Source organism: Hymenobacter jeollabukensis (assembly GCF_005771675.1).
Taxonomy (GTDB): Bacteria; Bacteroidota; Bacteroidia; order Cytophagales; family Hymenobacteraceae; genus Solirubrum; species Solirubrum jeollabukense.
The window spans coordinates 232750-257932 of record NZ_VAJM01000002.1; the positions used below are offsets into that span (position 1 = coordinate 232750).

The window sequence follows — 25183 nt, forward strand, 5'->3', positions numbered from 1 at the left end:
CCGGACCACCTCCACCTCCACCACCCCACCTTCTCTCTTTCTACCACCTTATGAAGAACCTCATCGTTGCTTGCGCAGCGGCTGGCTCGGTAGCCGTTCTGGGCGGTTGCGCCGCGTCGGGCGGGCTGAGCAAAGCCGATAAGCGCTTTGCCCGTGGCGAGTATGAAACCGCCATTGAACTCTACAAGGCCGATGTGGCCAAAGGCAAGGATATTGCCACGGCCAACTTCAAGATTGCCGAGGCGTACCGCATGTCGAACCGCATCGAGCAGGCCGAGCAGTACTACAAGGCTGCGCTGGACGGTGGGGTGAAAAACGCTGATGCGCCTTTCTACTACGGCCTGGCCCTGAAAGCCAACGGCAAGTACGAAGAAGCCGCCACGCAGCTGGAGCAGTACGCCACCAGCGGCACCAACCGCACGCTGGTAGCCCGCGCCGAGCGCGAAGCGCAGAACGCCAAGGCCGTACCCGGCCTGGTAGCCATGCGCAACAACAACGAAGTAACCCCGCTTGACCAGATCAACACGGCCTCGTCGGACTTCAGCGCCACCATTAAGCCTGATACCAAGGAGTTGGTATTCGCCTCGGGCCGCGACGGGAAGAAGTATCCCGGCAACGGTGAAGGCTTCAACCACCTCTACGCCATCAAGTTCGATGACGCGGAGAAGATGACGGGTGGTACGGTGATGCCGTACGAATCGGTGGCCATGGGTGGTGGTGCCGCTGCGCCGGCTCCGGCCGCTACCGGCACCACGCCGGCCCCGGCCGCGCCGGCCAAGAACGATAAGGACGCCGGCAAACCGGTGTTCAACAAGCCGAACATGCACCAAGCATCGGCCACGTTCTCGCCCGACGGCAAAATGATGATTTTCGCCCGCTCGAACGACGGCTCGAAGAAAGGCCTGCTGAGCGTGGACCTGTACGCCTCGTACTTCCGCGGCGGCACCTGGACCGAGCCCGAGCTGGTGCGCGGCGTGAACAACAGCAAGGCCGACGACTTCTCGCCGGTTCTCTCGCCCGACGGGCAGACGCTGTACTTCGCCTCGTCGCGCCCCGGCGGTCAGGGTGGCAACGACCTCTACAAATCGACGCTGGGCGCCAACAACCGCTTCTCGGCCCCCGAGAACCTGGGCGACCAGATCAACACCCCCGGCAACGAAAACTTCCCGGCCGTGGGCCCGGACGGCACCCTGTACTTCTCGTCGGACGGACACCCGGGCTTCGGTAAGCTCGATTTGTTCCGCGTGGAGAAGACCGGCAAGGTGGCCAACCTGGGCGCCCCGATCAACAGCACCGGCGACGACTTCGCGCCGTACCTGACGGGCAAGGACATGGGCGTCTTCTCATCGAACCGCGCCGGTGGCAAGGGTTCGGACGACCTGTACATGTTCCGCAAGAAGCCGTTCAAGCTCGTGACCTTCTACGCCGAAGGCAAGGTGCTGGGCAAGGATGCCAAGACTGGTGCCACTGAACCGCTGGCCAACGAAACGGTAACCATCACCAACACCAACGGCCAGAAGCAGGACGTAATGACCGGCGCCGATGGCTCGTTCAAGGCCAAGCTGGACACCTCGGCTACTTACTCCTTCGTGGCTGACCGCGGCGGCTACTTCACGGCCCGCCAGAACGTGAGCACCGTGGGCAAGACCCCGACCCAGGATCAGTTGCCCAACGAGCAGAACGACATCACCATCCCGGTGACGCTGACCCTCGACAAAATCGCTCTGAACAAGGCCATCGTAGTGGAGAACATCTTCTACGACTACAACAAGTGGGACATCCGCCCGGATGCCGCCACGGAGCTGGACAAGCTGGTGCAGACGCTGGTGGACAACCCGGACATCAACATCGAGCTTAGCTCGCACACCGACTCGCGCGGTAAGGATGCCTTCAACCAGACCCTGTCGCAGAAACGTGCGCAGTCGGCCGTGGATTACATCATTTCGAAAGGCATCCCCGCTGCTCGCATCACGGCTAAAGGCTACGGCGAAATGAAGCCGGTGATTAAGAACGCGAAGACCGAGGAAGAGCACCAGAAGAACCGTCGCACGGAGTTCAAGGTGACCAAAATCAACGCTTCGTCGACCAACTAAGCCGCGGCTACGGCCGAAGCTTATCGGAGCCCCCGCACCACCCGGTGCGGGGGCTTTCTTGTAGCCAAAACGTAAGCCACGGCGGACTTTTGTTTGGTTCGAGTCTGCCAGCACGCTGAACTACCGGTGTTGCGGTGGTTCGGCGCTACGCTTACGGGGCATTGACGGTATCAACTACGGCGCAGTGTGGTTGCGCCGCAGGCTTTGGCACAGATGTTGGCTTTGGGCCTTATAGCCGCTACAACCCTGGCAGCGGTGCTTCGCCCTCTTACAGCTATGAAAAACATCTTACTACTGGGCCTGAGCCTGCTGCTGACGGCGCAGGTGGCCCTGGCCATTCCGGCGGGCATGGCCGTGCGCTCCGAGCGCGGCCTGCCCTTCCGCCTCCGCCTCGACGGATACCGCATCGGCGGGCGCGCGGGCCTGACGGACGTGCGCTTCGAGCGCCTGGCACCGGGGCAGCACTGGGCCGAGTTTCAGCTGCCTGCCAACGGCGGCGTGCTTAGCTTCCGCACCCGCGTCGACCTCGTGCCGGGCCGTGAAACGCGCTTCGTGCTGGTGACGCGCCGGGGCTATCCGCCCGTGCTGCAGCGCGTGAGCGAGGCACCGCTGCCCGGCTGGGCCGGAGGCCGCGGCCCCGGCCGCCCCGACGACTACGGCTACCAGTGCCAGCCCACGCCCTTCGGCGGCCCCAGCAGCTGGCCGGCTCCCGGCACCCGCGACGATTGGTACGGCCGTGGCGACGAGGGCAATTATGGCAACGGCAGCTACGGCGGCAACGCGCCCGGCCAGTACAATCAGCCGCCCCAGGCGCACGGGGACAATTACCCGCAGCCGGGCAACAGCGGTGGCTACGGCAATGGCGCCAATGGCAATGGCGGTTACCCTCAGCCGGGCAATAACGGCGGTAGCTATGGTAACGGAGGCTATGGCAACGGCGGCGGCTACCCCGCCAACCAGCGCCATCTGTTGACCGCGCAGGAAACCGAGCAGCTGGTGCAGGCCGTGCGGGCCCGCTCCTTCGAGGATCAGAAAGTGCTGCTGGCCCGGCAAGCCCTGGCCGACAGCGACATCCGCAGCGAAGACCTGCGCCGCCTGCTGCAGGGCTTCGATTTCGACAAGGGCAAGCTGGAGCTGGCCAAGTTTGCCTACGCCCGGGTGGCCGACCGGCAGAACTTCTACCGCATCTACGACACGTTCACCTTCGACGCCAGCGTGCGGGAAATGCAGCAGTTCATCGAGCAGAACCGCGGAGCCTAATCCCAGCCACATCAATGCAAAACGCCCCGACGCAGCTTGCGTCGGGGCGTTTTGCATTGGTTACCTGCTGAAGGCGTCAGCGTAACGCGGGTTGATATCAGCTAGCGCAGGCGGTCCATGGAGCGCACCAGCTTCTCGTCGCGGCGGATGAAGCGGTTGGCCAGCAGGTTGAGCAGCAGCGCCAGCGTGGGCAGGTAGAAGCCGGCCTCGAAGGTGCCGGGCATTTTCACATTGACCATCTGCTCGCCCTGCGAGGAGTAGTAGAAGGCGGCGCCGATGGTGGCCGAAATGAGCAGCAGGTTCAAGGAGCCGAGCATGAGCTGGGTCATGCGCTTCTGGTACTGGAAGATTTCGGCCAGGGCTACGATGGCCGAAATGGCGGCCAGGGCGGCAATGGCGTAGGTGGCAATGGGCGCCTGGGCGGGGTTGGAGGACGTCAGGTGCGTGGCCGTGAGCGTAATGGTCTGATTGGTTTGCGGATCGGTTTTGGCCCAGATCGGCAGAAACAGGACGCAGACCATGCAGATGGCGAGCAGCAGCAGAAAAACGCTTTGGATTCTTTGTATCATCTTTGTTGTTATGAGCGAATGGCTGGCCGAAGACGGCCGGCAAAAGTAGCCAAAAGACTCCGCTAACCCGCATTCTTCCAATGCCTGAAGCCTATATCGTCGACGCGGTGCGTACACCCGTCGGCAAGTTTGGCGGCGCCCTCAGCGCCGTGCGCCCCGACGACCTGACCGCCGTAGTGCTGCGCGAACTGCTGCGCCGCAACCCCACCATCGACCCCCAAACCATCGAAGACGTCATCATCGGCGCGGCCAACCAGGCCGGGGAGGACAACCGCAACGTGGCCCGCATGGCCGCCTTGCTGGCCGGCCTGCCGCTGTCGGTGGCCGGCGTGACGGTGAACCGCCTCTGCGCCTCCGGCCTGCAAAGCATCATCGACGCCACCCGCGCCGTGCGCGCCGGCGACGGCGACGTGTACCTGGCCGGCGGGGCCGAAAGCATGACCCGCGCCCCGTTCGTCATGGCCAAGTCGGAAACCGCTTTCGGGCGCGACTTCACGGCCCACGACACCACGCTGGGCTGGCGCTTCGTCAACCCCAAGCTGGCCAAGCTGCACCACCCGTACTCCATGGGCGAAACCGCCGAGAACGTGGCCAAGCAGTACGGCATCACGCGCGAGGAGCAGGACCAGTGGGCCTTCGACTCGCAGCGCAAGTACCAGCGCGCCTTTGAAAAGGGCCGCTTCCGCCGCGAAATCGTGCCGGTGTTCGTAGCCCAGCCCAAGACCGAGGCCGTGATGTTCGACACCGACGAGCACCCCCGCGCCACGGCCCTGGAAAAGCTGGCGACGCTGAAGCCGGCTTTCATCCCGAACGGCTCGGTGACGGCAGGCAACTCGGCGGGCATCAACGACGGCGCGGCGGCCACGCTCATCGTGAGCGAGGAAACGGTGAAGCGCCTGAACCTGAAGCCGCTGGCCCGCGTGGTGTCCTCAGCCGTGGCGGGCGTCGACCCGGCCATCATGGGCGTGGGGCCGATTCCGGCGACGCAGAAAGCCTTGCAGCGCGCCGGGCTGAGTATCAACGATATCGACCTGATTGAGTTGAACGAAGCTTTTGCAGCCCAGGTCATTGCCGTCATGCGCGAGCTGAACATGGACCCGGCCAAAATCAACGTCAATGGCGGCTCCATTGCCATCGGGCACCCGCTGGGCGCCTCGGGGGCGCGCATCACGGCCACGCTGCTGCACGAGATGCAGCGCCGCGACGACGTGCGCTACGGCCTGGCCACGATGTGCGTCGGGGTGGGGCAGGGGGCCGCGGTCATCTACGAGAAGCTGTAATGGCCGCCGCCCCGGCTCCCGACCTGCTGCGGCCCGCGCTGCCGCTGACGGTGGCCGGGGCGCGCCTGCGGCCGTTCGAAGCCGATGATGCGCCCGCGTTGGCCCGCCACGCCAACGACCGGGACATCTGGCGGAACCTGCGCGACCGGTTTCCGCATCCCTACACCCTGGCCGACGCCGAGTGGTACGTGCAGTTCGTCAATGCCGACGGCAGCCGCGACCTGCACCTCTGCCTCGAAGTCGACGGTGAGGCGGCCGGCAGCATCAGCGTGCTGTTTCAGGACGACATCAGCCGCCGCTCGGCCGAAATCGGCTACTGGCTTGGCCGCGCCTACTGGGGCCGCGGCATCGTGACGGCGGCAACCCGGGCCCTGGCCGACTACGCGCTGGCGCATTTCGACCTGTGCCGACTCTACGCCACTGTTTTCGAATACAACCCGGCTTCGGCGCGGGTGCTGGAAAAGGCCGGCTTCGCGTTTGAAGCCCGTCTGCGGCGCAGCATCACCAAGGACGGCCAAACCGTCGACGGCCTGCTTTACGCGTTGCTTAATTCTGAATGCTGAATTAGGAATTCTGAATTGACAGGTGTTCAGTCGTCTGAAAATCAATTCATAATTCAGCATTCATAATTCAGAATTCTCCTTGCGCTATTTCCTCGAACTCGCCTACGACGGCACGGCCTACTGCGGCTGGCAGATGCAGCCCTCGGCCCCGAGCGTGCAGCAGGAGCTGGACCGCCGCCTCACGCAGATTCTGCGGCAGCCGGTGTACTCGCTCGGCAGTGGCCGGACGGACTCGGGGGTGCACGCCAGTCACCAGGTAGCGCACTTCGACGCGGAGCTGCCGGCCGGATTGAGTCTGGAGCAGTTGCTCTACCGCCTCAACCGCGCCCTGCCCTCGGATATCGGCGCTTACGCCCTCACGCCGGTGCAGCCCGACGCGCACGCCCGCTTTTCGGCCGTGGCGCGCTCCTACGAGTACCACGTGGCCCTGCGCCGGGACCCGTTTCGGCGCGACCAGGCCCTGTGGCTCGACAAGGCGCCCGACGTGGCGGCCATGAACGAGGCGGCCCAGGCCCTCGTCGGCCAGCGCGACTTCACGGCGTTTTCCAAGGTGAAGGGCGCCGAGACGCACTACGTCTGCTGGGTGCACGAGGCTGGCTGGCACCCCACGCCGCATGGGCTGATGTTCCGCATCCGGGCCAACCGCTTCGTGCGCGGCATGGTGCGGCTGGTGGTGGGCACTCTGCTGGACGTGGGCCGCGGCAAGCTCACGCCCGCGCAGTTTGCCGAGGTGCTGCACCGGCAGCAGCGCATTGCGGCCAGCGGAGCGGCGGCGGCGCACGGGCTGTTTCTGAGCCGGGTGGAGTATCCGCCGGAGGTGCTGCTGCCGGGCCAGGAGCCGGCCGAGAAGCCGTTTTTCGTAACGGACGCGGAGCTGCAGCCGTTTTACTGGCAGCAGAAGTAGCACGAAATTCCCCTCCTTTTTGAAGGAGGGGACGCGGCGAGTTTACTCGCCGCTGGGGTGGTTGCGTCGTTGCTGACATTGAACGGCGGCCCCAGAACAACTCTGCGCCAACTTCTGCGTCCTCTGCGGGCTAACCAACGTCAGCAACAGTTGGGCTTTGCGGATAACAACGTCAGCAACGGCGCAACCACCCCAGCCAAGCCTGCGGCTTGACATCCCCTCCTTCAAAAAGGAGGGGAGCATGGCCTTCGGCCCGGTGCCCGCCGTAACTTGCGCCCCCGTTGGGCGGTTTACTGCCGTACCCAATTCCCGCCCACCTAATCCCCACCCGCTGCCCGTGGAATCTGCTGCGCCCGCCGCTACCTCCGCCAAAGCCGGCAATATCTTCGACTGGCAGGTGCTGCGGCGCCTGATGGTCTATATCCGGCCTTACCGCGGCGTGTTTGCGCTGCTCATCGTCCTCACCATTGCCACCGCCGCGCTGGGCACGGTGCGCCCCTTCCTGATTCAGCAGATGGTGGACGTGCAGATCAGCAACGGCGACTGGCCGGGGCTGAACCGCATGTTCGCCCTGCTGCTGGGCTTGCTGGTGCTGCACACCGGCGTGAGCTACCTGCAGACCTACTACGGCGGCTGGTTGGGCCAGTACATCGTGCGCGACATTCGCGTGGACCTCTACCGCCACATCCTGAACCTGCGCCTGCAGTTCTTCGACCGCACGCCCATCGGGGTGCTGGTCACGCGCAACATCTCCGACGTGGAAACGCTGTCGGACGTGTTCAGCGAAGGGCTGGCGGCCATGATTGGCGACATTCTGCAGCTGGTGTTCATCATGGCCTTCATGTTTTACATCGACTGGCGGCTGACGCTGGTGAGCCTCTCGGTGATTCCGCCGCTGCTCTTCAGCACCTACGTGTTCAAGGAGAAGGTCAAGAAGTCGTTTCAGGAGGTGCGCACGGCCGTGGCCAGTCTCAACGCCTTCGTGCAGGAGCACCTGACGGGCATGAACATCGTGCAGATTTTCAACAACGAGCAGCGCGAGTTCCGCAAGTTTGAGGCGCTGAACAAGGAGCACACGGCGGCCAACATCCGCTCGGTGCTCTACTATTCGATTTACTTCCCGGTGGCGGAGGTGCTGGGCGCGGTGGGGGTGGGTCTGCTGGTGTGGTACGCCTCGCACGGCCAAATCGAGGGCACGATATCGAAGGGCGCGCTGATTGCCTTCATTATGTACAACGCGCTGTTCTTCCGGCCCATCCGCCAGATTGCCGACCGGTTCAACACCCTACAGCTGGGCCTGGTGAGTACCGAGCGCCTGCTGAAGCTGCTCGACAGCCAGGAGTTCATCCCCGACGAAGGCACCCGCCAGCCGACAACCTTGAAGGGCGCGGTGGACTTCCGTCACGTCTGGTTTGCTTACAACGAGCCGGAGTGGGTGCTCAAGGACATTAACTTCGAGGTGAAGCCGGGCCAGACGGTGGCCTTCGTGGGTGCTACCGGCGCGGGCAAAACCAGCATCATCAACCTGCTCAGTCGCTTCTACGACATTCAGCAGGGCGAAATATGCGTCGACGGGCACGATTTGCGCGAGTACGACCTGAAGGCCCTGCGCAAGCACATCGGGGTGGTGCTGCAGGACGTGTTCCTCTTCAACGGCACGATTCAGGACAACATCACCCTCGGCAACGACGACATCACCGAAGCCCAGATCTGGCACGCGGCCCGGCTGGTCGGGGCCGATAAGTTTATCGAGCGGCTGCCCGGCGGCTTGCAGTACAAGGTGATGGAGCGCGGCTCGACGCTGTCGGTGGGGCAGCGCCAGCTCATCAGCTTCGTGCGCGCCCTGGTCTACGACCCGCGTATCATCATCCTCGACGAAGCCACCTCCTCGGTCGACTCCGAGACGGAGGAAATGATTCAGGAGGCCATCGAGAAGCTGATGCAGGGCCGCACTTCGCTCGTCATTGCCCACCGCCTGAGCACCATTCAGAAAGCCGACCGCATCATCGTGCTCGACCGGGGCGAAATCAAGGAAAGCGGGCAACACGAGGAGCTGCTGCGCCTGCCTGGCGGCTACTACGCCCAGCTCTACCAGATGCAGTATGTAACCGAATAGCTGAGTTGGTGAGGTGGTGAACTGGTGAGCTGACGTTCCGTTTGCGCAGGATGCGCGGTTCGCCCCACCAGAACATCAAACTCACCAGTTCACCACCTCACCATTTCACCATTCATGTCCCGTTGGTTTTTCATTGTTGGCGGCGTGCTGCTGCTGGGTTTTGCCGGCGTCTACGCCTGGCTGGGCGGCTTCAGCACCCCGCAGATTGACCTGGTTACCACCACGCAGCCCGTATTCGTGGCCGGCAAGGCCTACAAGGGCCTGCCCGACAAGCAGTTCGGCAAGCTATTCGCCGAGGCCAACGCACTGTACCGCAAAGGCACGCTGAAGGGCACGCTTGGCAACATCTACTACAACGACGCCGTGGCCGAGGGTGAGGAAATCGATGCCTTCGTGGGCGTGGTGGTGCCCGATACCACCAGCCAGGCCCTGCCGCTGGGCTACCGCTACCGCACCTTCGCGGCGGGGCAGCGGGTGCTGCGTGCCCGGGTGCGGGCCAACTTCATGCTGGCGCCGGGCCGGCTGTACCCCGCCCTGCAGGAAGCCGTGAAAGCGCGCAAGCTGACCTCGCGCAACGTCTTCCTGGAGCAGTTTCCGGAGGACGGCCCCGCCGAAATGCTGCTGGTAGTGGCCGGGCCGCAGTAGCCCAAAACGAAGAGCCCCCGTCCGCGCAGCAGACGAGGGCCCCGGGCCAGACGGGCGGCAGCGCTTAGTTGCTGCCCTTGCCGCCGAGGTAGAACGAAGCGCCCAGCGTGAGCTGCGTGAGGCCGAAGCGGGCCTCGAACGACGTGGTCTTGGACAGCAGCTGGTTGCCGGCGGGCTGGGTGTCCTGCTTCTGGTCTTTCAGGGTGAAGTAGCGCAGGCTGCCCAATGCCAACTCCAGGCCGAGCTTGTCGGAGGGGAAGAACACGAAGCCGGGCTGCAAATCGGCAAAGCCCCCGCGGGATTTGATGGCGAGTTTAGAGGCGCTGACGTCGTCCAGGGTCGACTCGGCTTTGCTGCTGGCGAAGCCCCCCGAAAGCTGGCCGTAGAAGCCGGCCTTGTCGCCCACCATCTGATAATAGCGCGCAAACGGGCCTACCAGCAGCAACTTCTCCCGCGTGGTGCGCGTGGTGGTGCGCTGCCCGCCCGGCCCGTAGTAATAATCGGGCTGGGTGGCTTTGGTCTGGTCCAGCGAGGCCAGCACGCCCACGGCCAGGCGGTCGGCCAGGAACACGCCCGCCTGCGGCGCGAAGTGGAACTGCTGCGAGGTGGACGTGGAATTCGGTACCGTGGCGGGCGTGCCGGTAGACGTGACTTCGGATTTGGAGCTGGCGTAGCCCACGTTGCCACTGAGCAGGATGGTGCCCGGTGCGGTTTGGGCCTGGCTGCTGAGGATGGCGGCGCCGAACAGAGTGACGGCCAACAGGAAACGTTTCATAAATACGGGTCGGGATGAGCTGCTAAGCAGGAATTGACGAAAAAATGGGCGCTACTGCCGCCCCAGGTACAGGGACAACCCCACGCGCAGGTCGCGCAGGCGCAGGCCCGCATCGAAGTTGCGGTAGGTGGTTTTGCTGCGCGTGTCCTTGGATTCCAACTCGAGGCGGGAATAGCTCAGGCCGCGCAGGTTCAGCTCCAGCGCCAGCCGCGGAATGGGGAAATACGCCAGGCCCGGTGCCAGGCCCGCGTAATAGCCGCTGCCTTCGGCCTTCTGCACCGGCGGCTGATACGAGTTGTTGCTCTCCAGCCGCTCGGCGTGCTGGCGCTGGTAGCCGGCACCCAGCTGGCCATACAGCGCCAGCTGCGGCCCGAAGAACCGGTAGTACCGCGCCGCCGGGCCCACCGAGAAGGTGTGCGACGTGGTTTCGTTGTCGTGCAGCTTGCTGACAGTGTTGCCGGTAAACGACGTGGCGTAAGTGGGCGCCTTTTCCCACCTCTGGGTGTAGCCGGCCTGCAGGCCCACCATTAGGTTTTCGGCCACGAAGTAGCCGCCAGTGAGCTGCAGCGGCACCTCGGTGCTTTGCCCAACGAGGTACTTGGTGTTGTTGTCGGGCAGCAGCTGCTGCCGCCGCGAGGTTTGGCTGTAGCCCGCATCGGCGCTGAGCAGGCGGGTGTCGGCGCTGATCTGCGCCTGGGCCGCGGCCGCACTCAGCAGCAGGCCTCCCAGAAAAAGATATTTCATGACTAGCTCAGAGGAGCACGGTTGATAAAAACTGCGGCAAACTTAGCGAAAAGCGGCGCTGTGCTAAGCCCGTCCGGGTTCCGGAACGGCGGATTCCGACATAAAATTGCCCGCGGCCGAACAGCGGGCCGCGGGCAAATGATCAATCATCAGGTGAGTGGGGTGCGGACTTACCGGGCCGCCCGCCACGCGTCGGGCATGGTGAGGCCCACGCTCAGCACCCAGGGCGAGAGGTCGGCCTGCCGGCCGAAGCGCGTGGCGCCGGCCCACTGCTGGTAGTAGGCGTGGGCCGTCAGCCAGAGGTCGGGGCGTAGCTTGTAGGTGGCCGCGGCCCCGGCCAGGCCCACCAGTCCCACCGAGGTAGCCACGGTTTTGGCGTGGGTTTCCGGCTCGCAGCCGCAGCTTTGCTGGCCCCGCTCGGTTACCTGCTGGCTGCGGTCGGCCAGGGTGGCTACGCCCGCGCCGAGGCCGCCGAGCAGGCCGGCGCGGAAGCGGGCGTTGTCGACCAGAAACGCGTTGGCCCGGGCGCTGAGGCTGTAGAGCCCGAGCATGGGCTTGCGCACGTCCGCCACGCCCAGGCTGGAGCCGATGCGCATCGGAATGGCTACGGTGCCGGCCAGGCTGGCCTGCAGGCGCGGCCCTACGCGGTAGCTACCGGCCACCTCGGCCCCGCCGAAGCCGGTGCGCGGGCTGCTCAGGGCCGACAGGCCGAAGAACAGGCCCCAGCGGCTGGGCACGAAGGGCCGGTCCACGGTGTCGGGGCAGGCGTGGTGGCTGCCGGCCACGTACACCCACGGATAAACGGCCGCGTAGGGTACGCAACGGGCACCGCGCTGGGCGGCAGCGGGCTGGCTCCAGGCCAGGGCGGCCAGTAGCAGCGCGAGTAGGGTTGTTTTCATGGAGCTGATGATAAGAGTGGGGAGAAGATAAAAAATAGACCGCAGCCCGCGCAAACCGCGCTGACCGGGGCCGTGCAGTAGCATCAAATAGTGTTCCGCTGTTATTTATTCGTTGCCCCGGGCCGCAAAAAATTTGCGTATCCACCAGCGGCTGCCTTTCTTTAGCCCAACGCCCTCACTCTCAGCCATGCGCTTCGGCCTGACCACAACCGCCACGACGACTACAACCGCCCGCCACGGGTGGGTCGGCGGCGCGCGCACGAGGGGCTAATCAACCCGGTTTCGCATCATTCAGCCAACGCCTTCCCGCCGCTCGGGAAGGCGTTTTTTATGCCCGCACCCATGAACATTCTCAAATTCGGCGGCACGTCCGTCGGCTCCGTGGCCAGCATCAGCACCCTGCTCGAGGTGGTAGCCCGGGAAGTAGCCCGCGGCGAGCGGCCCGTCGTCGTCCTCTCGGCCATGAGCGGGGTGACCAACCTGCTGCTGGCCGCCGCCGAGGAAGCCGCCGCCGGCCGGCCCGTCACCACCTTCCTGATGGAGCTGGAAAACCGCCACTTCGGGGTGGTGAAGTCCCTGCTCGACGCGGCCCGCCAAAACCCGGTGCTCACGCGCCTGAAGCTGCTCTTCAACGAGTTGGAGGACCTGCTGCACGGCATCAGCAGCCTGCGCGAGCTGACGCCGCAGACCCTGGACCGGGTGCTGAGCTACGGCGAGCGGTGCGCTACCTTCCTGGTCAGCGCCTTGGCCGCGGGGCGCTTCCCCGAGGCGCTGTGCGTGGAGGCCACCGAGCTGATCCGCACCGACGCGCACTACGGGCAGGCGCGGGTGGATACCGAGCTGACCGAGCAGCTCATCAGGGGCTTCGTGGGGGAGCACCCGGGCCGGCTGCTGTTCGTCACCGGCTTCATTGCCCGCAATGCCCAGGGCCGCGTCACCACCCTGGGCCGCGGCGGCTCCGACTATACTGCCGCCATCCTCGGGGCGGCGCTGGGGGCGCGGGAAATCCAGATCTGGACCGACGTGAACGGCATGATGACGGCCGATCCGCGCATGGTGAAAAAGGCGTTTTCGCTGCCCGAGCTGAGCTACACCGAGGCCATGGAGCTGTCGTACTTCGGGGCCAAGGTCATCTACCCGCCCACGATGATTCCGGCCTTCATGCGCCGCATTCCCATCGTCATCCGGAACACCTTCGACCTGGAATTTGCCGGTACCACCATTCGCCACGACTGCCAGCCCTCGGCGCTGCCCATCAAAGGCATATCGAGCATCAACGACATCAGCGTCATCAACGTGGAGGGCTCGGGCATGGTGGGCAAGGCGGGCTTCAGCGGGCGGCTGTTTTCGCTGCTGGCCCGGGAGCAGATCAACGTCATCCTCATCACCCAGGCCTCGTCGGAGCACAGCATCACCTTCGCGGTGGCGCCCCACGACGCGGTGCGGGCCCGGGAGCTGATCGGGCAGGAGTTTGAGCTGGAGCTGCAGGCCCGCAAGCTGGAGCTGCCCGGCATCGAGCAGGATCTGGCGGTGCTGGCCATCGTGGGCGAAAACATGAAGCAGACGCCGGGCATTGCCGGCAAGCTGTTTCAGGCCCTGGGCCGCAACGGCGTCAACGTGCGGGCCATTGCCCAGGGCTCGTCGGAGTACAACATTTCGGTCATCATCGGGCGGGCCGACCTGGCCAAGGCCCTGAACGCGGTGCACGATGCCTTCTTCGTGGAGCTGACCAAGACCCTGCACGTCTTCGCGCTGGGCACCGGCAACATCGGCCGCACCCTGCTCGGGCAACTGCACGCCCACCAGGACTTCCTGCGCGAGCAAAACGGCGTGCAGGTGCGCGTAGTGGGCCTGAGCAACTCGCGCCGCATGGTCATCGACCCGGGCGGCCTGCCCCTCGACGGCTGGGAGGCGGCCCTCGATAACGGCCACTCCGAGCCCGCCGACCTCGCCCGCTTCGTGGCCCGCATGAAGCAGCTGAACCTGCCCAACTGCGTGCTCATCGACAACACCGCCGCCCCCGAGCCGGCCGCGCACTACGCCGACGCGCTGCGCCACAGCATCTCGGTGGTGACGTGCAACAAAATAGCCAACTCCGGCCCCTACCAGCAGTACCGCGAGCTGCGCGACGCCGCCCGCCAGCACGGCGCCGACTTCTACTACGAAACCAACGTGGGCGCGGGCCTGCCCATCATCCGCACCCTGCGCGACCTGCGCACCTCCGGCGACCGGGTGGAGCGCATCGAGGCCATTCTGTCGGGTACCATTTCGTTTATCTTCAACAACTTCCGCGGCGCGGCCTCCTTCCACGACATCGTGCGCGAGGCCCAGCAGCGCGGCTACACCGAGCCCGACCCGCGCGACGACCTCAACGGCCGCGACTTCATGCGCAAGATGCTCATCCTGGCCCGCGACGCCGGCCACCCGCTGGAGCCCGATGACGTCGTCATCGAGCCCATGCTGCCCGCCGCCTGCCTGCAGGCGCCCACGGTGGCGGCGTTCTACGAGCAGCTGCGGGCCCACGAAGCCTATTTCGCGGAGCTGAAAGACCGCGCCGCCGCCGCCGGCCAGGTGCTGCGCTACATCGGCCAGCTCGAAGACGGCCGGGCCCGCATCAGCCTGCAGATGGTCGACGAGCAGCACCCCTTCTACCAGCTCTCCGGCGCCGACAACGTCATTTCCTTCACCACCGGGCGCTACAAGGAGCGGCCCCTGGTGGTGAAAGGCCCCGGGGCCGGCGCCGAAGTCACCGCCGCCGGCGTCTTTGCCGACCTAGTGAACGTGGGCACGCGGTAAACTCATCTGGTTCCGAACTGGCGCATCTGTGGCTTCGGGCTAGGTCGGTATTTAGGTTCGACCTATAACAGAAAAGGCCAGCGTCAGACGACGCTGGCCTTTTCGGCAGCTTGGCTTAGGCTTATTCTACCACCACGCGGCGCACGGCCGGGGCCTGGCCGGCCACCTGCACCGTGAGCAGGTAGGTGCCCGGGGCCAACCCGGCGGTGCTCACCTCCGCCGCCGTGCCGCTGAAGCGGCGCTCGGCCACCTGCTGACCCAGCACGTTGCGCAGGGTGGCAGTGGCGGCCGGCGCGGGGGCGGGCAGCGTGACGTGGAAGGCGGCCTGGGCGCCGGCCGGGTTGGGCCACACCTGGAAGGCGGTGGCGGCGGCTTCGCGGGCAGCCACCGGGCCGCAGGTGTAGCTCAGCGCGAAGTTGCCCACTTCATCATCCCAGCCCGATACCATCACCAGGTAGGAAGTGCCGGCAGTGGAGGTGAAGCTCACCCGCGAAGCCACGCTGTTGGCGCTGCAGGAGGGGCCGCTGGCGTCGTCGTTGCCGGTCACGCAGGTGTAGTTGCCGCAGGTGCCCGTAAAGACGAACAGCTTGGTGTCGAAGTTGGTCGTGGCGCTGCAGGTGGTCAGCGTAATCAGGCCGCCGGTGCCCACGATGCGGTAGAACACCCCGCCCTGGTCCACCGTCTCCACGCAGGTGGCGGTGGGGTCGCCGGTGATGGTGGCGCCCTCGGTGGTGCCCGTCACGGCGCTGCCGCCGCAGGTCAGGGTCACGGCGTTGGCGCAGAGGTCATTGGCCGGGGGCGGCGAGAGGGTGCGGAAGTTCACCACCGTGGTCGGGAAGGTGCTGCCGGCGGTGCAGGTGCCCGTCACGCGCACCACGTAGTTGGTGGCCGCCGTGAGGCCGGTCAGCGTCACCGGGCCAGCCGTTACCGTCTGAGTAGTAGTAGCCGGCACCGTGCTGATGGTGTAGCTGCCGCCGCCGGGCGTGCCCAGGAAGTTCAGCGTGGCCGAGGTCAGCGTGATGTTGCTCACGGCCAGCTCTGAGGGCGCCAGGCAGGGCGCGGGCGCGGTGGTGGTGAAGCTCACCGTGGCCGCCGCCGAGCTGCTGCCCGCGCCGCAGCTGCTCACCACCTGCACCGTGTAGGTGGTGCCGGGTGTCAGGGCGCTGAAGGTCACCGGGCCGGCCGTCACCGTCTGGGTGGTGGTGGCGGGCGAGGTCGTCACCACGTACTGGGTGGCGCCGCTGACGGTGGTGAAGCTGAGCGTGGCGCCCGTGTTGCTGATGCCGCTGACAGTCAGAGCCGTGGCCGGGGCGCAGGGGCTGGCCGTGCTGATGGCGAAGTCGGCGTTGGAAATGTCGAAGAAGTAGTTGTCGGCCGCTTCCACCATGAGGCGGGCGGTGGTGGTGGCCACGTTCGGGGCCGTCACGGTGGCCGTGCCGTTGTTGGCCACGCCGCGGGCCAGGAAGGTGGGGTAGGTCAGGCCGCCGTCGGTGCTCAGGCGGATGTTGACGGTAGCGCAGCTCACCGGCGCGGCCGTGGTGTTGGCCACGTCCCAGGTCACGGTTTGGGTCGTGCCACCGGCCCAGGTCAGGCCGGCCGCGGTGGGCGCCGTCACCACGAAGGGGCCGGCCGTGCTCGTTACGCTGAGCTTCAGCGAGTCGCTGCTGCCCACGCCGCCGATAACGCCCAGCGGGCCGCTGTGCTGGTCGCGGGCGGTGCATTTAAACACCAGCCGCCGCGTGACGGTGGGCAGCCGCTCGCCGACAACGACGGTGTTGTTCACCAGGTTGGAGAGGCGCGGGAAGTAGCGCGTGGGCGAAGTCGTGGGCACCCAGGAGCGAAACAGCGGCACGTTGTTGTTGGCCGTTTGCGCCGCCGTGGGCGAGCCGGCCGAGCCCCGGTCGATTTCCTCCCAGCTGTAGGTCAAGGCGTCGCCGTCGATGTCCTGAGCACTGGCCGTCAGCTTGAAGGGCGTGCTGATGGGCAGCGTCTTGGCGGCCGGAATGCTCACCACGGGGGCCGCGTTGTTGGAGGCCGATACCACCGCGCAGGGCGTGGTCACGATAAAGGCGCGCATCTCCTCGAAGCTACCCACGTGGAAGTAGGGGTCGGAGTTGGGCTGCAGGTTCTGGGCCGTGCCGCAGATGCCCGCGTAGGCCATGATGGAGCTGCCCGAGCCCGGCTCCCAGGCCGTGGAGGCGCTGCGGTTGCCGCCGCCGCAGCTGCCGGCGTTGCCGTTGAAGGGGTGCGAGCCGCTGAACTGGTGCCCCATCTCGTGGGCCACGTAGTCGATGTCGAAGGCGTCGGCCACCGGCGAGGTGCTGCCGGTCACGCCGCGGGCCTTGTTGCCGTTTTTGCACACCACCGCGTAGCCGGCCACGCCGCCGCCGCCGGTGCTGAACACGTGCCCGATGTCGTAGTTGGCCGAGCCGATCAGGTTGTCCACCGTGGTCTGGTTCTGCCCCAGCATGGCCGAGCCGTCGTTGTTGGTGTACGGGTCGGTCGTGGCGTTGAGGTAAATCAGCTGGTCGGTGTTGCTGACCAGCACCAGCCGCACGGCCAGTTCCTTCTCGTACACGCCCACCACGCGGTTGATGCTCGTCACGATGGCCGCCAGCGTGAGCGGAACCGTGCCGCCGTGGAAGGTAGCGTACTCACCCGTGGTAGCCACGGCCACCCGGTAGGTGCGCAGCTGCCCGCCGCCGGCCACCTGAGCCGCCGCGCCGTTGTAGGCCGGCAGGGCGGTCGAAAGGCCCCCGGCTGCCTGGCGGCTGGCTGCCTTGGCGGCCGGGAGCTGGAAGTCGCAGCCCCCTTGCCCGGTGGCACCGGCCTTGGCGTCGCGCTTGTTGAAGCTGACGTACTGCTGGGTGTCGCCGCGGCGGGCCGGCTCGATGAACACGGTGCCCTCCGTGGGCGAAAGAACCTGGGCGTGGAAGCCGGCCGGCGTCAAATCCAGGCGCAGGGTCGCGCCCGCGTCGTCGAGGCCGCGGCCGGTGTAGGTCTGAATTTCGGGGTAGCGGGCAGCCAGGGCCGGCGCCATCACGCTGCTCTGCCACACGGCGAAGCGCTGGCTGCGGCCGTCGGGCAGAGGCAGGCTGAGCACCAGCGGCTGGGCGCCGGCGCGGGTTTCGGGCGGGGCTGTGGCCAGCGTGGCGCGGGCCGCGGCGGGGTCCAGCGCCAGCGAGCGGGCGCTTTGCAGGGCCGCCGCCAGGGGCGAGGCCGTGGGCTCGATGTCGCGCAGCAGGGTCGTGGCCGCCCGTTGCTGGGCCGTGGCGCCGCCCAGCGAGAGCAGCAGCGCCAGCCCGCTCAGCAGGGGCCGGGCTGCGGCAGACAGGTAACGGTGTTTCAAGTTGGTTGAGATTGAGTGAGTGTGAATTGTCAAATATAAGCGCTGGGGGTACTGGCTCCCGCGTAATAGCGGGGAAGAAATTACGCGGGGCGGGCGGTGGGGCGGGATAGGCCTGACTTAGGCAGGGGAGATGAAGGATAAATTTAGCGTCCGTTACCGGTGCTACCTCCGTTGGGTAGACGCTAGGCATGTTGGTATGGCTAGCAGCACTTTTCGTCAACCCGGCCTGCATTGGTTGGGTCCGTGCCCTGCCCGCCTATATTTACCCGTTCCGCCAACCGCTATTGCTGCCTATGCCCGCTGATTCCGTCCGCGTATTCGCCCCTGCCACCGTGGCCAACGTCGTCTGCGGCTTCGATATCCTGGGCTTTGCCGTGGAGCGCCCCGGCGACGAGGTGCGGATGACGCGCCGCCCCGCGCCCGGCGTGCGCATCACCCGCATCAGCGGCGACGAGGGCCGCCTGCCCCTGGCTGCCGAGCGCAACACTGTCAGTGCCAGCGTGCAAATGCTGCTGCGCCACCTCGGCCGCGAAGACGAGGTAGGCGTCGACATCGAGCTGCACAAGCAGATGCCCATCGGCAGCGGGCTGGGCAGCAGCGCGGCCAGCACCGTGGCGGGCCTCTGGGCCATCAACGAGCTGCTGGGCCGCCCGCTCAGCGCGCTGGAGCTGCTGCCCTTCGCCATGCAGGGCGAGGAGCTGGCCTGCGGCGCCGGCCACGCCGACAACGTGGCCCCGGCCCTGCTCGGCGGCATGGTGCTCATCCGCAGCTACGCCCCCCTCGACGTGGTGCGCCTGCCCGCGCCCGCGCTGCACTGCGCCATCGTGTACCCCCACGTGGAAGTGCCCACCCGCGACGCCCGCCAGCTCATCCGCCAGACGGTGTCGCTCAAGGACGCCGTCACGCAGTGGGGCAACGTGGCCGGCCTGGTCAGCGGCCTGTTTCTGAACGACATCGGCCTCATCGGCCGCAGCATGCAGGACGTGCTGGTGGAGCCCGTGCGCGCCATGCTCATCCCCGGTTTCTACCGCCTGCGCGAGCTGGCCCTGCAGGCCGGTGCCATCGGCTTCGGCATTTCCGGCTCGGGCCCCTCGGTCTTCGCCTTCGCCCCCGACGAAGCCACCGCCGCCGCCATCACCGAACAGCTACGGCAGCACCTGGCCAGCCTGGGCGTGGGCAGCCAGGGCTACGTATCGGCCATCAACCAGCAGGGGCCGCGGGTTTTGTAATTGACAATGAATAGTCAGGTCGTCATGTCGAGCGCAGTCGAGACATCTCGCGTGCTGATGCCAGATAGTAAAATCATGTTCAACGAGCAGGTTACTATCCAGCGAGATGCCTCGACTGCGCTCGACCTGACGGACTAAAACAGCCGCCAATGCTTCTTTACAGCACCAACGACCACGCCCTGCGCGTGCCCTTCCGCGAAGCCCTGTTCAACAGCCTGCCCGCCGACCGCGGCCTGTACCTGCCCGTGGATATTCCCCGGCTGCCGGCGGATTTCTGGGAGCGGCTGCCCAGCCTGAGCCTGCCGCAGCTGGCCTACGAGCTGGCCCACGCCCTGCTGCGGGACGCCGTGCCGGCCGAGGCCCTGCGCCGCCTCATCGATGAGGCCATCGACTTCCCGGCCCCCGTGGTGGCGCTGGACGCCGATACCTACGTACTGGAGCTGTTTCACGGCCCCTCCCTGGCATTCAAGGACTTCGGGGCGCGCTTCATGAGCCGGCTGATGGGCTACTTCCTGCGGCAGGAAGGCGGCCAGCCCCTCGACGTGCTGGTGGCCACCTCCGGCGACACCGGCGGGGCCGTGGCCCTGGGCTTCCTGGGCGTGCCGGGCGTGCGCGTCACCATTCTGTACCCGCGCGGCAAGGTCAGCCCCATCCAGCGCCGGCAGCTCACCACCAACGGCCACAACATCCGCGCCCTGGAAGTCGACGGCACCTTCGATGACTGCCAGGCCCTGGTGAAGCAGGCCTTCGGCGACGCGGAGCTGAATGAGCGGTTTCGGCTGACCTCGGCCAACTCCATCAACATTGCCCGGCTGATTCCGCAGGCGTTTTACTACGTGAATGCCTACGCCCAGCTGCGGCGGCAGGGCAGGAGCGAGGTGGTGTTTGCGGTGCCCAGCGGCAACTTCGGCAACCTCGGCGCCGGGCTGCTGGCCTGGCGTATGGGCCTGCCGGTGCGCCAGTTTCTGGCCGCCACCAACGCCAACGACACCGTGCCCGCCTTCCTGCGCACCGGCCACTACCAGCCCAAGCCCTCGGTAGCCACCCTCTCCAACGCCATGGATGTGGGCAACCCCAGCAACTGGGCCCGCATTGCCGACCTGTTCCGCCACGACCCCGCCGCCCTGACCGACCTCGTCACCGGCTACAGCTTCAGCGACGACGACACCCGCGCCGCCATCCGGCAGGTGTTCGACCAATACGGTTACGTGGTGTGCCCGCACACCGCCATAGCCTGGCGGGCTTGGCAGCAGTGGCAACAGGAGCACCCGCAGGAATCTGCCGCCGGCGTGTTTCTGGCCACGGCCCACCCCTGCAAGTTCCCCGACGTCTTCCCCGCCGACGTGGCGGCCCGCATCGAAGTGCCGTCCGCCGCCGCCGCGCTGGCCGGCCAGAAAGAGCAGCAAACGCCGATAGCGGCTGATTTTGAAGCCTTTAAGCGTTACCTGCTGGGCGAAGCCTGAAAGGTCGCTGAACCATCGGAGGTGCCGTCAGAGGACGCGAAATCGGGACAAAGCGCCCGGCCCGAACGCAAAAAAGCCCGCCGACCTATTACAGTCGGCGGGCTTTTGTCGGAGTGGCAGGATTCGAACCTGCGACCTCCAGCACCCCATGCTGGCGCGATACCAGGCTACGCTACACCCCGAGCGTTGGCGCCTTTCGGGAAAGGCGCCGGTACATTGTCCTCGGCAACAGTCGCTGGTATACAACTGCTGCTTCCTGAGAGTCGGGGTGGCAGGATTCGAACCTACGGCCTCGTCGTCCCGAACGACGCGCGCTACCGGGCTGCGCTACACCCCGTTTTCGGACAATGTGGGTGCAAATGTACACGCTATTCTCACATTGCCGCAACCTCGGGCCGAAGTTTTTTTCAGCGAGCAGGGAGTCGGTTTCGGGCACGAAAATTGGCTGTTGGGCGTTTTGAACCGCTGCGCGGGCGCGTTGCGGACTGATAACCACGGCCCAGCGCCGCGAAACCCGTATCTTAGCGCCGTCAAAAACGCCGTCGTTTCCACCTTATGAAAGCGTTTCTCTACTCCGCATTTTTTCTGGCCCTGCCGACCCTTGGTCTGGCTCAGACCGCCACCACCGACAAGCCCACGGCCCTGATTACGGCCGGCTCGGAGCAAACCAAGGTGGATGGCCCCAACATCACTTTCAATGTGGAGGCCAACCCGGTGAACAACACCCTACGGGTGCGCACCAACGCCAAGGGCCCCATGCAACTGGAAGTCAACGACTCGGATGGCCGGCCGGTGCTGACCAAAGCGCTGTCGGCTACCGGCGCGGCCATGTCGGTGCCGCTGGGCAACCTGCCCAACGGCAGCTACGTGGTGCGCTGCTCCGTGGCCGATAAGACCTTCATGCGCCGCGTCACGCTGGGCCAGTAAGCCCGCGCCGGCTGTGTTACTTTGCGCCTCCTGGCTTTTGGGCCGGGAGGCTTTTTTGTTGTCCTGCTTGCCGCTGCGCCATGCCCCACCTGCTGTCTTACTGGGAAAAACAGTCCTTTCTGCAGGGCTTCGACGTGGCCGTGGTGGGCGGCGGGCTGGTGGGACTGACGGCGGCCATCTTCACCAAACGGCAGCAACCCCAGGCCCGGGTGCTGGTGCTGGAACGCGACGTGCTGCCCAACGGGGCCAGCACCAAAAACGCCGGTTTCGCCTGCTTCGGCAGCGTATCGGAGCTGATGGAGCAGGAAAAGCGCGGTGGCACCGCGGCCCTGCTCTCGGTGGTGCGCTACCGCTGGGAGGGCCTGCGCCTGCTGCGGGAGCTGCTCGGCGACGCGGCCATCAGCTACGAGCCGCTGGGCGGCTTCGAGCTGTTTCGCGACGAGGAAGCCGCGCTGGCCGCCGCGTGCCGCGCCCAACTCGATTACTACAACCAGCTGCTGGCACCCATCATCGGCGAGCCGGAAATATTCCGGGTGGCCGACCAGCGCCGGGCCGAGTTTGGCTTCGCGGGCGTGCACAGCATCCTCGAAAACGTGGCCGAAGGCGCCCTCGACACCGGCCGCATGATGCACGCGCTGCTGCGCCTGGCCTGGCAGGAGGGAGTGGTGGTGCTGCACGGCGTGCCCGTCGAGGCGCTGGAAAGCGGCCCGGCATCAGTAAAGCTGCGCACCCCGCTGGCTGAGCTTGAAGCCGGGCGGGTATTGCTGGCCACCAACGCCTTCAGCCGGCAGTTTTTCCCTGACCTCGACGTGACGCCCGGCCGCGGGCAGGTGCTGGTGACGGCGCCCGTGCCCGGCCTGCACCTGCCCGGCACCTTCCACTACGACCGTGGCTACTATTATTTCCGCCCCCTGCCCGGCCAGCGGCTGCTGCTCGGCGGCGGCCGTCACCTCGACTTCGCCGCCGAAGCCACCACCGAGCCCGGCCTGACGCCGCTGGTGCAACAGCATCTGGAAGAGCTGCTGCGCGAGGTGATTCTGCCCGGCCGCGACGTGGTCATTGAGCACCGCTGGAGTGGGGTGATGGGCTTCGGGCAGGAACTGGAGCCGTTTATCGGCGAGTTGGCGCCGGGCATCTACGGGGCGCTGCGCTGCAACGGCATGGGCGTGGCAATGGGCGCGCGCAGTGGATTAAGGGCAGCTGAGTTATTGAGCTAGTTATGAAAAAGATAGCTCTTGCCGTATTGCTGCAACTGCTGTGCTTGGGGCTTCGGGCGCAAACTGCATCGGCGGCCTACGAACAAGCCGCGCTGAATTTCTTTGTGGACAAAGAGCTGGCGGAGTATCGTTTCCCGCTGGCCTTTTGCGGCCAGACAGCTCCGCGGCCTTCCCACTTCGACCATATGCTGTCGTGCTTCGGGCTGGAAGATGCAGACCTGCCCGAACGGCTCAAAAGTGCAGCGGAAGCGACACCAGTAGGAGCATCAGTGCCCTTGCAATGGAATAGCCCGCAGCTCCGGCGGGGCTGCCGGATACGCAAAAAACGACCCTTAGTAGTAGTGTATGCCGCTACTCAATTGCAACATAACTACTACGTCAAGCTGTCTATCGGAGGTGTAGGCGGTGCTACGCACTACATGTTTGAACTAGCCGAGGGCGGTCAGATACTTCGTTGGTGCCGCAACAGCGAGAATTTTTAAGGAAGCTCTACGCTTCCTCGCTCTGCAGCTGCCGCTCGTAGAGGGCGCGGTACAGGCCCTCGGGCTCGGCCATCAGTGCCTCGTGGGTGCCGTGCTGCACGATGCGGCCGTCGTCGAGCACCAGGATGTGGTCGGCCAGCTTCACCGACGACACGCGGTGGGAGATGATGAGGCTGGTGCGGTTCAGCATGATGCGCTGCAGGCTGGCCAGGATGGCGTTTTCGGTCTTGGTGTCGACGGCCGAAAGCGAGTCGTCCAGAATCAGGATGCTGGGCTCCTTGATGAGGGCCCGGGCAATGCTCACGCGCTGCTTCTGCCCGCCCGAGAGGGTGATGCCCCGTTCGCCCACCTTGGTATCGAAGCCCTCGGGGAAGCGGATGATGTTCTCGTACACGTCGGCGTCCTTGGCGGCCTGCTCGATCTGCGCCTGGGTGCTGTGGTCGAGGCCGAAGGCGATGTTGCGGGCTATGGTGTCGGAGAAGAGGAACACGTCCTGGGGCACGTAGCCGATCTGGCTGCGCAGGGACGTGAGCGTGTAGTCGCGCACGTCCACGCCGTCGATGAGGATGCGGCCGCTCGACACGTCGTAGAGGCGGCAGAGTAGGTTGGCCACCGTCGTTTTGCCCGAGCCGGTGTTGCCGATAACGGCCAGCGTGTGCCCGGGCTGAATGCGGAACGATACGTCCTGCAGGGCCTGGATGCCGGTGTCGGGGTACACGAACGACACGTTCTCAAACACGATGTCGCCCTCGATGGGCCGCTCCACGTTGTTCAAGGAGACGATGTCGGTTTTCTGGTCCAGGAACTCGTTGATGCGGGCTTGCGAAGCCTCGGCGCGCTGCACCAGGGAGGAGGTCCAGCCCAGCGCCGTCACCGGCCAGGTGAGCAGGTTCACGTAGATCAAAAACTCGGCAATGGTGCCGGTGGTGATGGTGCCGCGGATAACTTCCTGCCCGCCAATCCAGACCGTGACGACGGTGCTGATGCCCGAGAGGAACATGATGAGCGGAAAGAACAGCGAGTTGACGAAGTTCAAACTCAGCGACTTGCCGCGGTACTCGTCGGAGGCGGTGGTGAAGTTGCGGTGCGAGTCCTCTTCCCGCACGAAGCTCTTGATGACCCGAACGCCCGAAAAGGCCTCCTGCACGAAGGTGGTCATGCCCGCCAGGGCCTTCTGAATGTCGTCGGACTTCTTCTCAATCAGCCCGTTGACGTAGAAGATGCTCACGCTCAAAACAGGCAGCGGCAGCAGCGTGAGCAGCGTGAGCTTCACGTTGACAACCAGCATCAAGGGCACGATGAGCAGGAACAAAATGACCAGCTGCATGAAATACATGATGGCCGGCCCGATGTACATACGCACCCGGCCCACGTCTTCCGAAATCCGGGACATCAGGTCGCCGGTACTGTGGCGGCGGTAGAAGCTCAGCGGCAGGGACTGGTAGTGCTGATAGATTTCGTTTTTCTGGTCGTTTTCGATATGCCGGCTCATCACGATGAGCGTCTGGCGCATGAAAAACAGGAACACCCCGCGCAGCAAAGCCAGCACGATGATGAGCGTGCCGTAGAGCACGATGTTGCGGCCGAACAGCGAGTACACTTCCTGCTGGGCCCGGGTGCCGGCGAAGAGGTGGTACAGGGCAATGCCCTCCTGCACCAAGTCGAAGGCGTAGCGCACCACCTGGGCCGGAAAAATGGCCAGCAGGGTGCTCAGGGCCACGAACAGCACCCCGCCGAGGAAGTGCCACTTGTAGCGAATCAGGTACTTATCGGTGGCGCGGAGTGCTTTCACGGAGGGCGGGAGAAGGGCCGGCGGCAGGGCGGGCGGCGGCGAAAAAATGGGGCAATAAAGCGGGCGGGCTGTCCGGCTTA

General features: G+C 65.7%; 19 protein-coding genes and 2 tRNA genes. 13 read left to right on the forward strand and 8 right to left on the reverse strand.

Going from position 1 to position 25183, the window contains the following annotated elements; translation table 11 throughout:
- Positions 1–50: 50 nt before the first annotated feature.
- Together FDY95_RS05100 and FDY95_RS05105 are read left to right on the forward strand one after the other, a co-directional pair.
- The gene (locus tag FDY95_RS05100; protein ID WP_246073933.1) at positions 51–2093 is read left to right on the forward strand and encodes an OmpA family protein; all 2043 of its coding nucleotides are present in this window, start codon (positions 51–53) and stop codon (positions 2091–2093) included.
- A gap of 276 nt (positions 2094–2369) precedes the next feature.
- A complete protein-coding gene (locus tag FDY95_RS05105; protein ID WP_138075648.1) occupies positions 2370–3353 on the forward strand; it encodes a DUF4476 domain-containing protein in 984 nt (327 codons plus the stop codon).
- Positions 3354–3454: 101 nt separating this feature from the next.
- Here FDY95_RS05105 and FDY95_RS05110 read toward each other — a convergent pair whose 3' ends face one another.
- Positions 3455–3922 carry a DUF4293 domain-containing protein gene (locus tag FDY95_RS05110; RefSeq protein WP_138075649.1) on the reverse strand — a complete coding sequence of 156 codons (468 nt, stop codon included), beginning with the start codon at positions 3920–3922 and terminating at the stop codon, positions 3455–3457.
- Between the two features lie 80 nt (positions 3923–4002).
- Between FDY95_RS05110 and FDY95_RS05115 the strand changes: the two genes are divergently transcribed.
- The 5 genes from FDY95_RS05115 to FDY95_RS05135 all read left to right on the forward strand — a co-directional run bounded on the left by FDY95_RS05115 (position 4003) and on the right by FDY95_RS05135 (position 9430).
- Positions 4003–5202: a thiolase family protein gene (locus FDY95_RS05115; protein WP_138075650.1), complete on the forward strand. Its 1200-nt coding sequence runs from the start codon at positions 4003–4005 to the stop codon at positions 5200–5202.
- Complete coding sequence (locus FDY95_RS05120) at positions 5202–5765, forward strand: GNAT family N-acetyltransferase (RefSeq protein ID WP_138075651.1); 564 nt, start codon at positions 5202–5204, stop codon at positions 5763–5765. The genes FDY95_RS05115 and FDY95_RS05120 overlap by 1 nt, the downstream gene beginning before the upstream one ends.
- A 79-nt stretch (positions 5766–5844) precedes the next feature.
- The gene (gene truA, locus FDY95_RS05125) at positions 5845–6669 is read left to right on the forward strand and encodes a tRNA pseudouridine(38-40) synthase TruA (protein WP_138075652.1); all 825 of its coding nucleotides are present in this window, start codon (positions 5845–5847) and stop codon (positions 6667–6669) included.
- Between the two features lie 412 nt (positions 6670–7081).
- Positions 7082–8785, forward strand: a complete 1704-nt coding sequence (locus FDY95_RS05130) for an ABC transporter ATP-binding protein (protein WP_138076239.1) — start codon at positions 7082–7084, stop codon at positions 8783–8785.
- 114 nt (positions 8786–8899) lie between these two features.
- Entirely contained in the window at positions 8900–9430 is a 531-nt protein-coding gene (locus FDY95_RS05135; protein ID WP_138075653.1) for a hypothetical protein, read from the forward strand.
- Between the two features lie 64 nt (positions 9431–9494).
- Here the strand turns inward: FDY95_RS05135 and FDY95_RS05140 are convergent, their stop codons facing one another.
- From FDY95_RS05140 to FDY95_RS05150, 3 genes are all read right to left on the reverse strand, one after another.
- Complete coding sequence (locus FDY95_RS05140) at positions 9495–10205, reverse strand: outer membrane beta-barrel protein (RefSeq protein WP_138075654.1); 711 nt, start codon at positions 10203–10205, stop codon at positions 9495–9497.
- Positions 10206–10256: 51 nt separating this feature from the next.
- Positions 10257–10949 (reverse strand): outer membrane protein, encoded by a 693-nt coding sequence (locus FDY95_RS05145; RefSeq protein WP_138075655.1) that lies wholly within the window; start codon positions 10947–10949, stop codon positions 10257–10259.
- A gap of 170 nt (positions 10950–11119) precedes the next feature.
- Positions 11120–11848 (reverse strand): hypothetical protein, encoded by a 729-nt coding sequence (locus FDY95_RS05150; protein ID WP_138075656.1) that lies wholly within the window; start codon positions 11846–11848, stop codon positions 11120–11122.
- A gap of 342 nt (positions 11849–12190) precedes the next feature.
- Between FDY95_RS05150 and thrA the strand changes: the two genes are divergently transcribed.
- Positions 12191–14644 carry a bifunctional aspartate kinase/homoserine dehydrogenase I gene (thrA, locus tag FDY95_RS05155; RefSeq protein ID WP_138075657.1) on the forward strand — a complete coding sequence of 818 codons (2454 nt, stop codon included), beginning with the start codon at positions 12191–12193 and terminating at the stop codon, positions 14642–14644.
- Between the two features lie 121 nt (positions 14645–14765).
- On the opposite strand, the gene FDY95_RS05160 is transcribed toward thrA, so the two are convergent.
- Positions 14766–17993 (reverse strand): reprolysin-like metallopeptidase, encoded by a 3228-nt coding sequence (locus tag FDY95_RS05160; RefSeq protein ID WP_138075658.1) that lies wholly within the window; start codon positions 17991–17993, stop codon positions 14766–14768.
- A gap of 293 nt (positions 17994–18286) precedes the next feature.
- Between FDY95_RS05160 and FDY95_RS05165 the strand changes: the two genes are divergently transcribed.
- Positions 18287–19222 (forward strand): homoserine kinase, encoded by a 936-nt coding sequence (locus FDY95_RS05165; protein ID WP_138075659.1) that lies wholly within the window; start codon positions 18287–18289, stop codon positions 19220–19222.
- Between the two features lie 149 nt (positions 19223–19371).
- Positions 19372–20685, forward strand: a complete 1314-nt coding sequence (thrC, locus tag FDY95_RS05170) for a threonine synthase (protein WP_138075660.1) — start codon at positions 19372–19374, stop codon at positions 20683–20685.
- A 108-nt stretch (positions 20686–20793) separates the two neighbouring features.
- Here the strand turns inward: thrC and FDY95_RS05175 are convergent.
- Both FDY95_RS05175 and FDY95_RS05180 read right to left on the reverse strand, forming a co-directional pair.
- Positions 20794–20867: transfer RNA gene (locus FDY95_RS05175), tRNA-Pro, on the reverse strand.
- A gap of 81 nt (positions 20868–20948) precedes the next feature.
- Positions 20949–21022: transfer RNA gene (locus FDY95_RS05180), tRNA-Pro, on the reverse strand.
- Between the two features lie 218 nt (positions 21023–21240).
- On the opposite strand from FDY95_RS05180, the gene FDY95_RS05185 reads away from it, so the two are divergent.
- The 3 genes from FDY95_RS05185 to FDY95_RS05195 all read left to right on the forward strand — a co-directional run bounded on the left by FDY95_RS05185 (position 21241) and on the right by FDY95_RS05195 (position 23311).
- On the forward strand, positions 21241–21612 hold the full coding sequence (locus FDY95_RS05185) for a T9SS type A sorting domain-containing protein (protein WP_138075661.1): 372 nt from the start codon (positions 21241–21243) through the stop codon (positions 21610–21612).
- Positions 21613–21692: 80 nt separating this feature from the next.
- Complete coding sequence (locus FDY95_RS05190) at positions 21693–22829, forward strand: NAD(P)/FAD-dependent oxidoreductase (RefSeq protein ID WP_138075662.1); 1137 nt, start codon at positions 21693–21695, stop codon at positions 22827–22829.
- 2 nt (positions 22830–22831) lie between these two features.
- Positions 22832–23311, forward strand: a complete 480-nt coding sequence (locus FDY95_RS05195) for a hypothetical protein (RefSeq protein ID WP_138075663.1) — start codon at positions 22832–22834, stop codon at positions 23309–23311.
- A gap of 7 nt (positions 23312–23318) precedes the next feature.
- Here the strand turns inward: FDY95_RS05195 and FDY95_RS05200 are convergent, their stop codons facing one another.
- Positions 23319–25103 (reverse strand): ABC transporter ATP-binding protein, encoded by a 1785-nt coding sequence (locus FDY95_RS05200; protein WP_138075664.1) that lies wholly within the window; start codon positions 25101–25103, stop codon positions 23319–23321.
- Positions 25104–25183 lie beyond the last annotated feature (80 nt).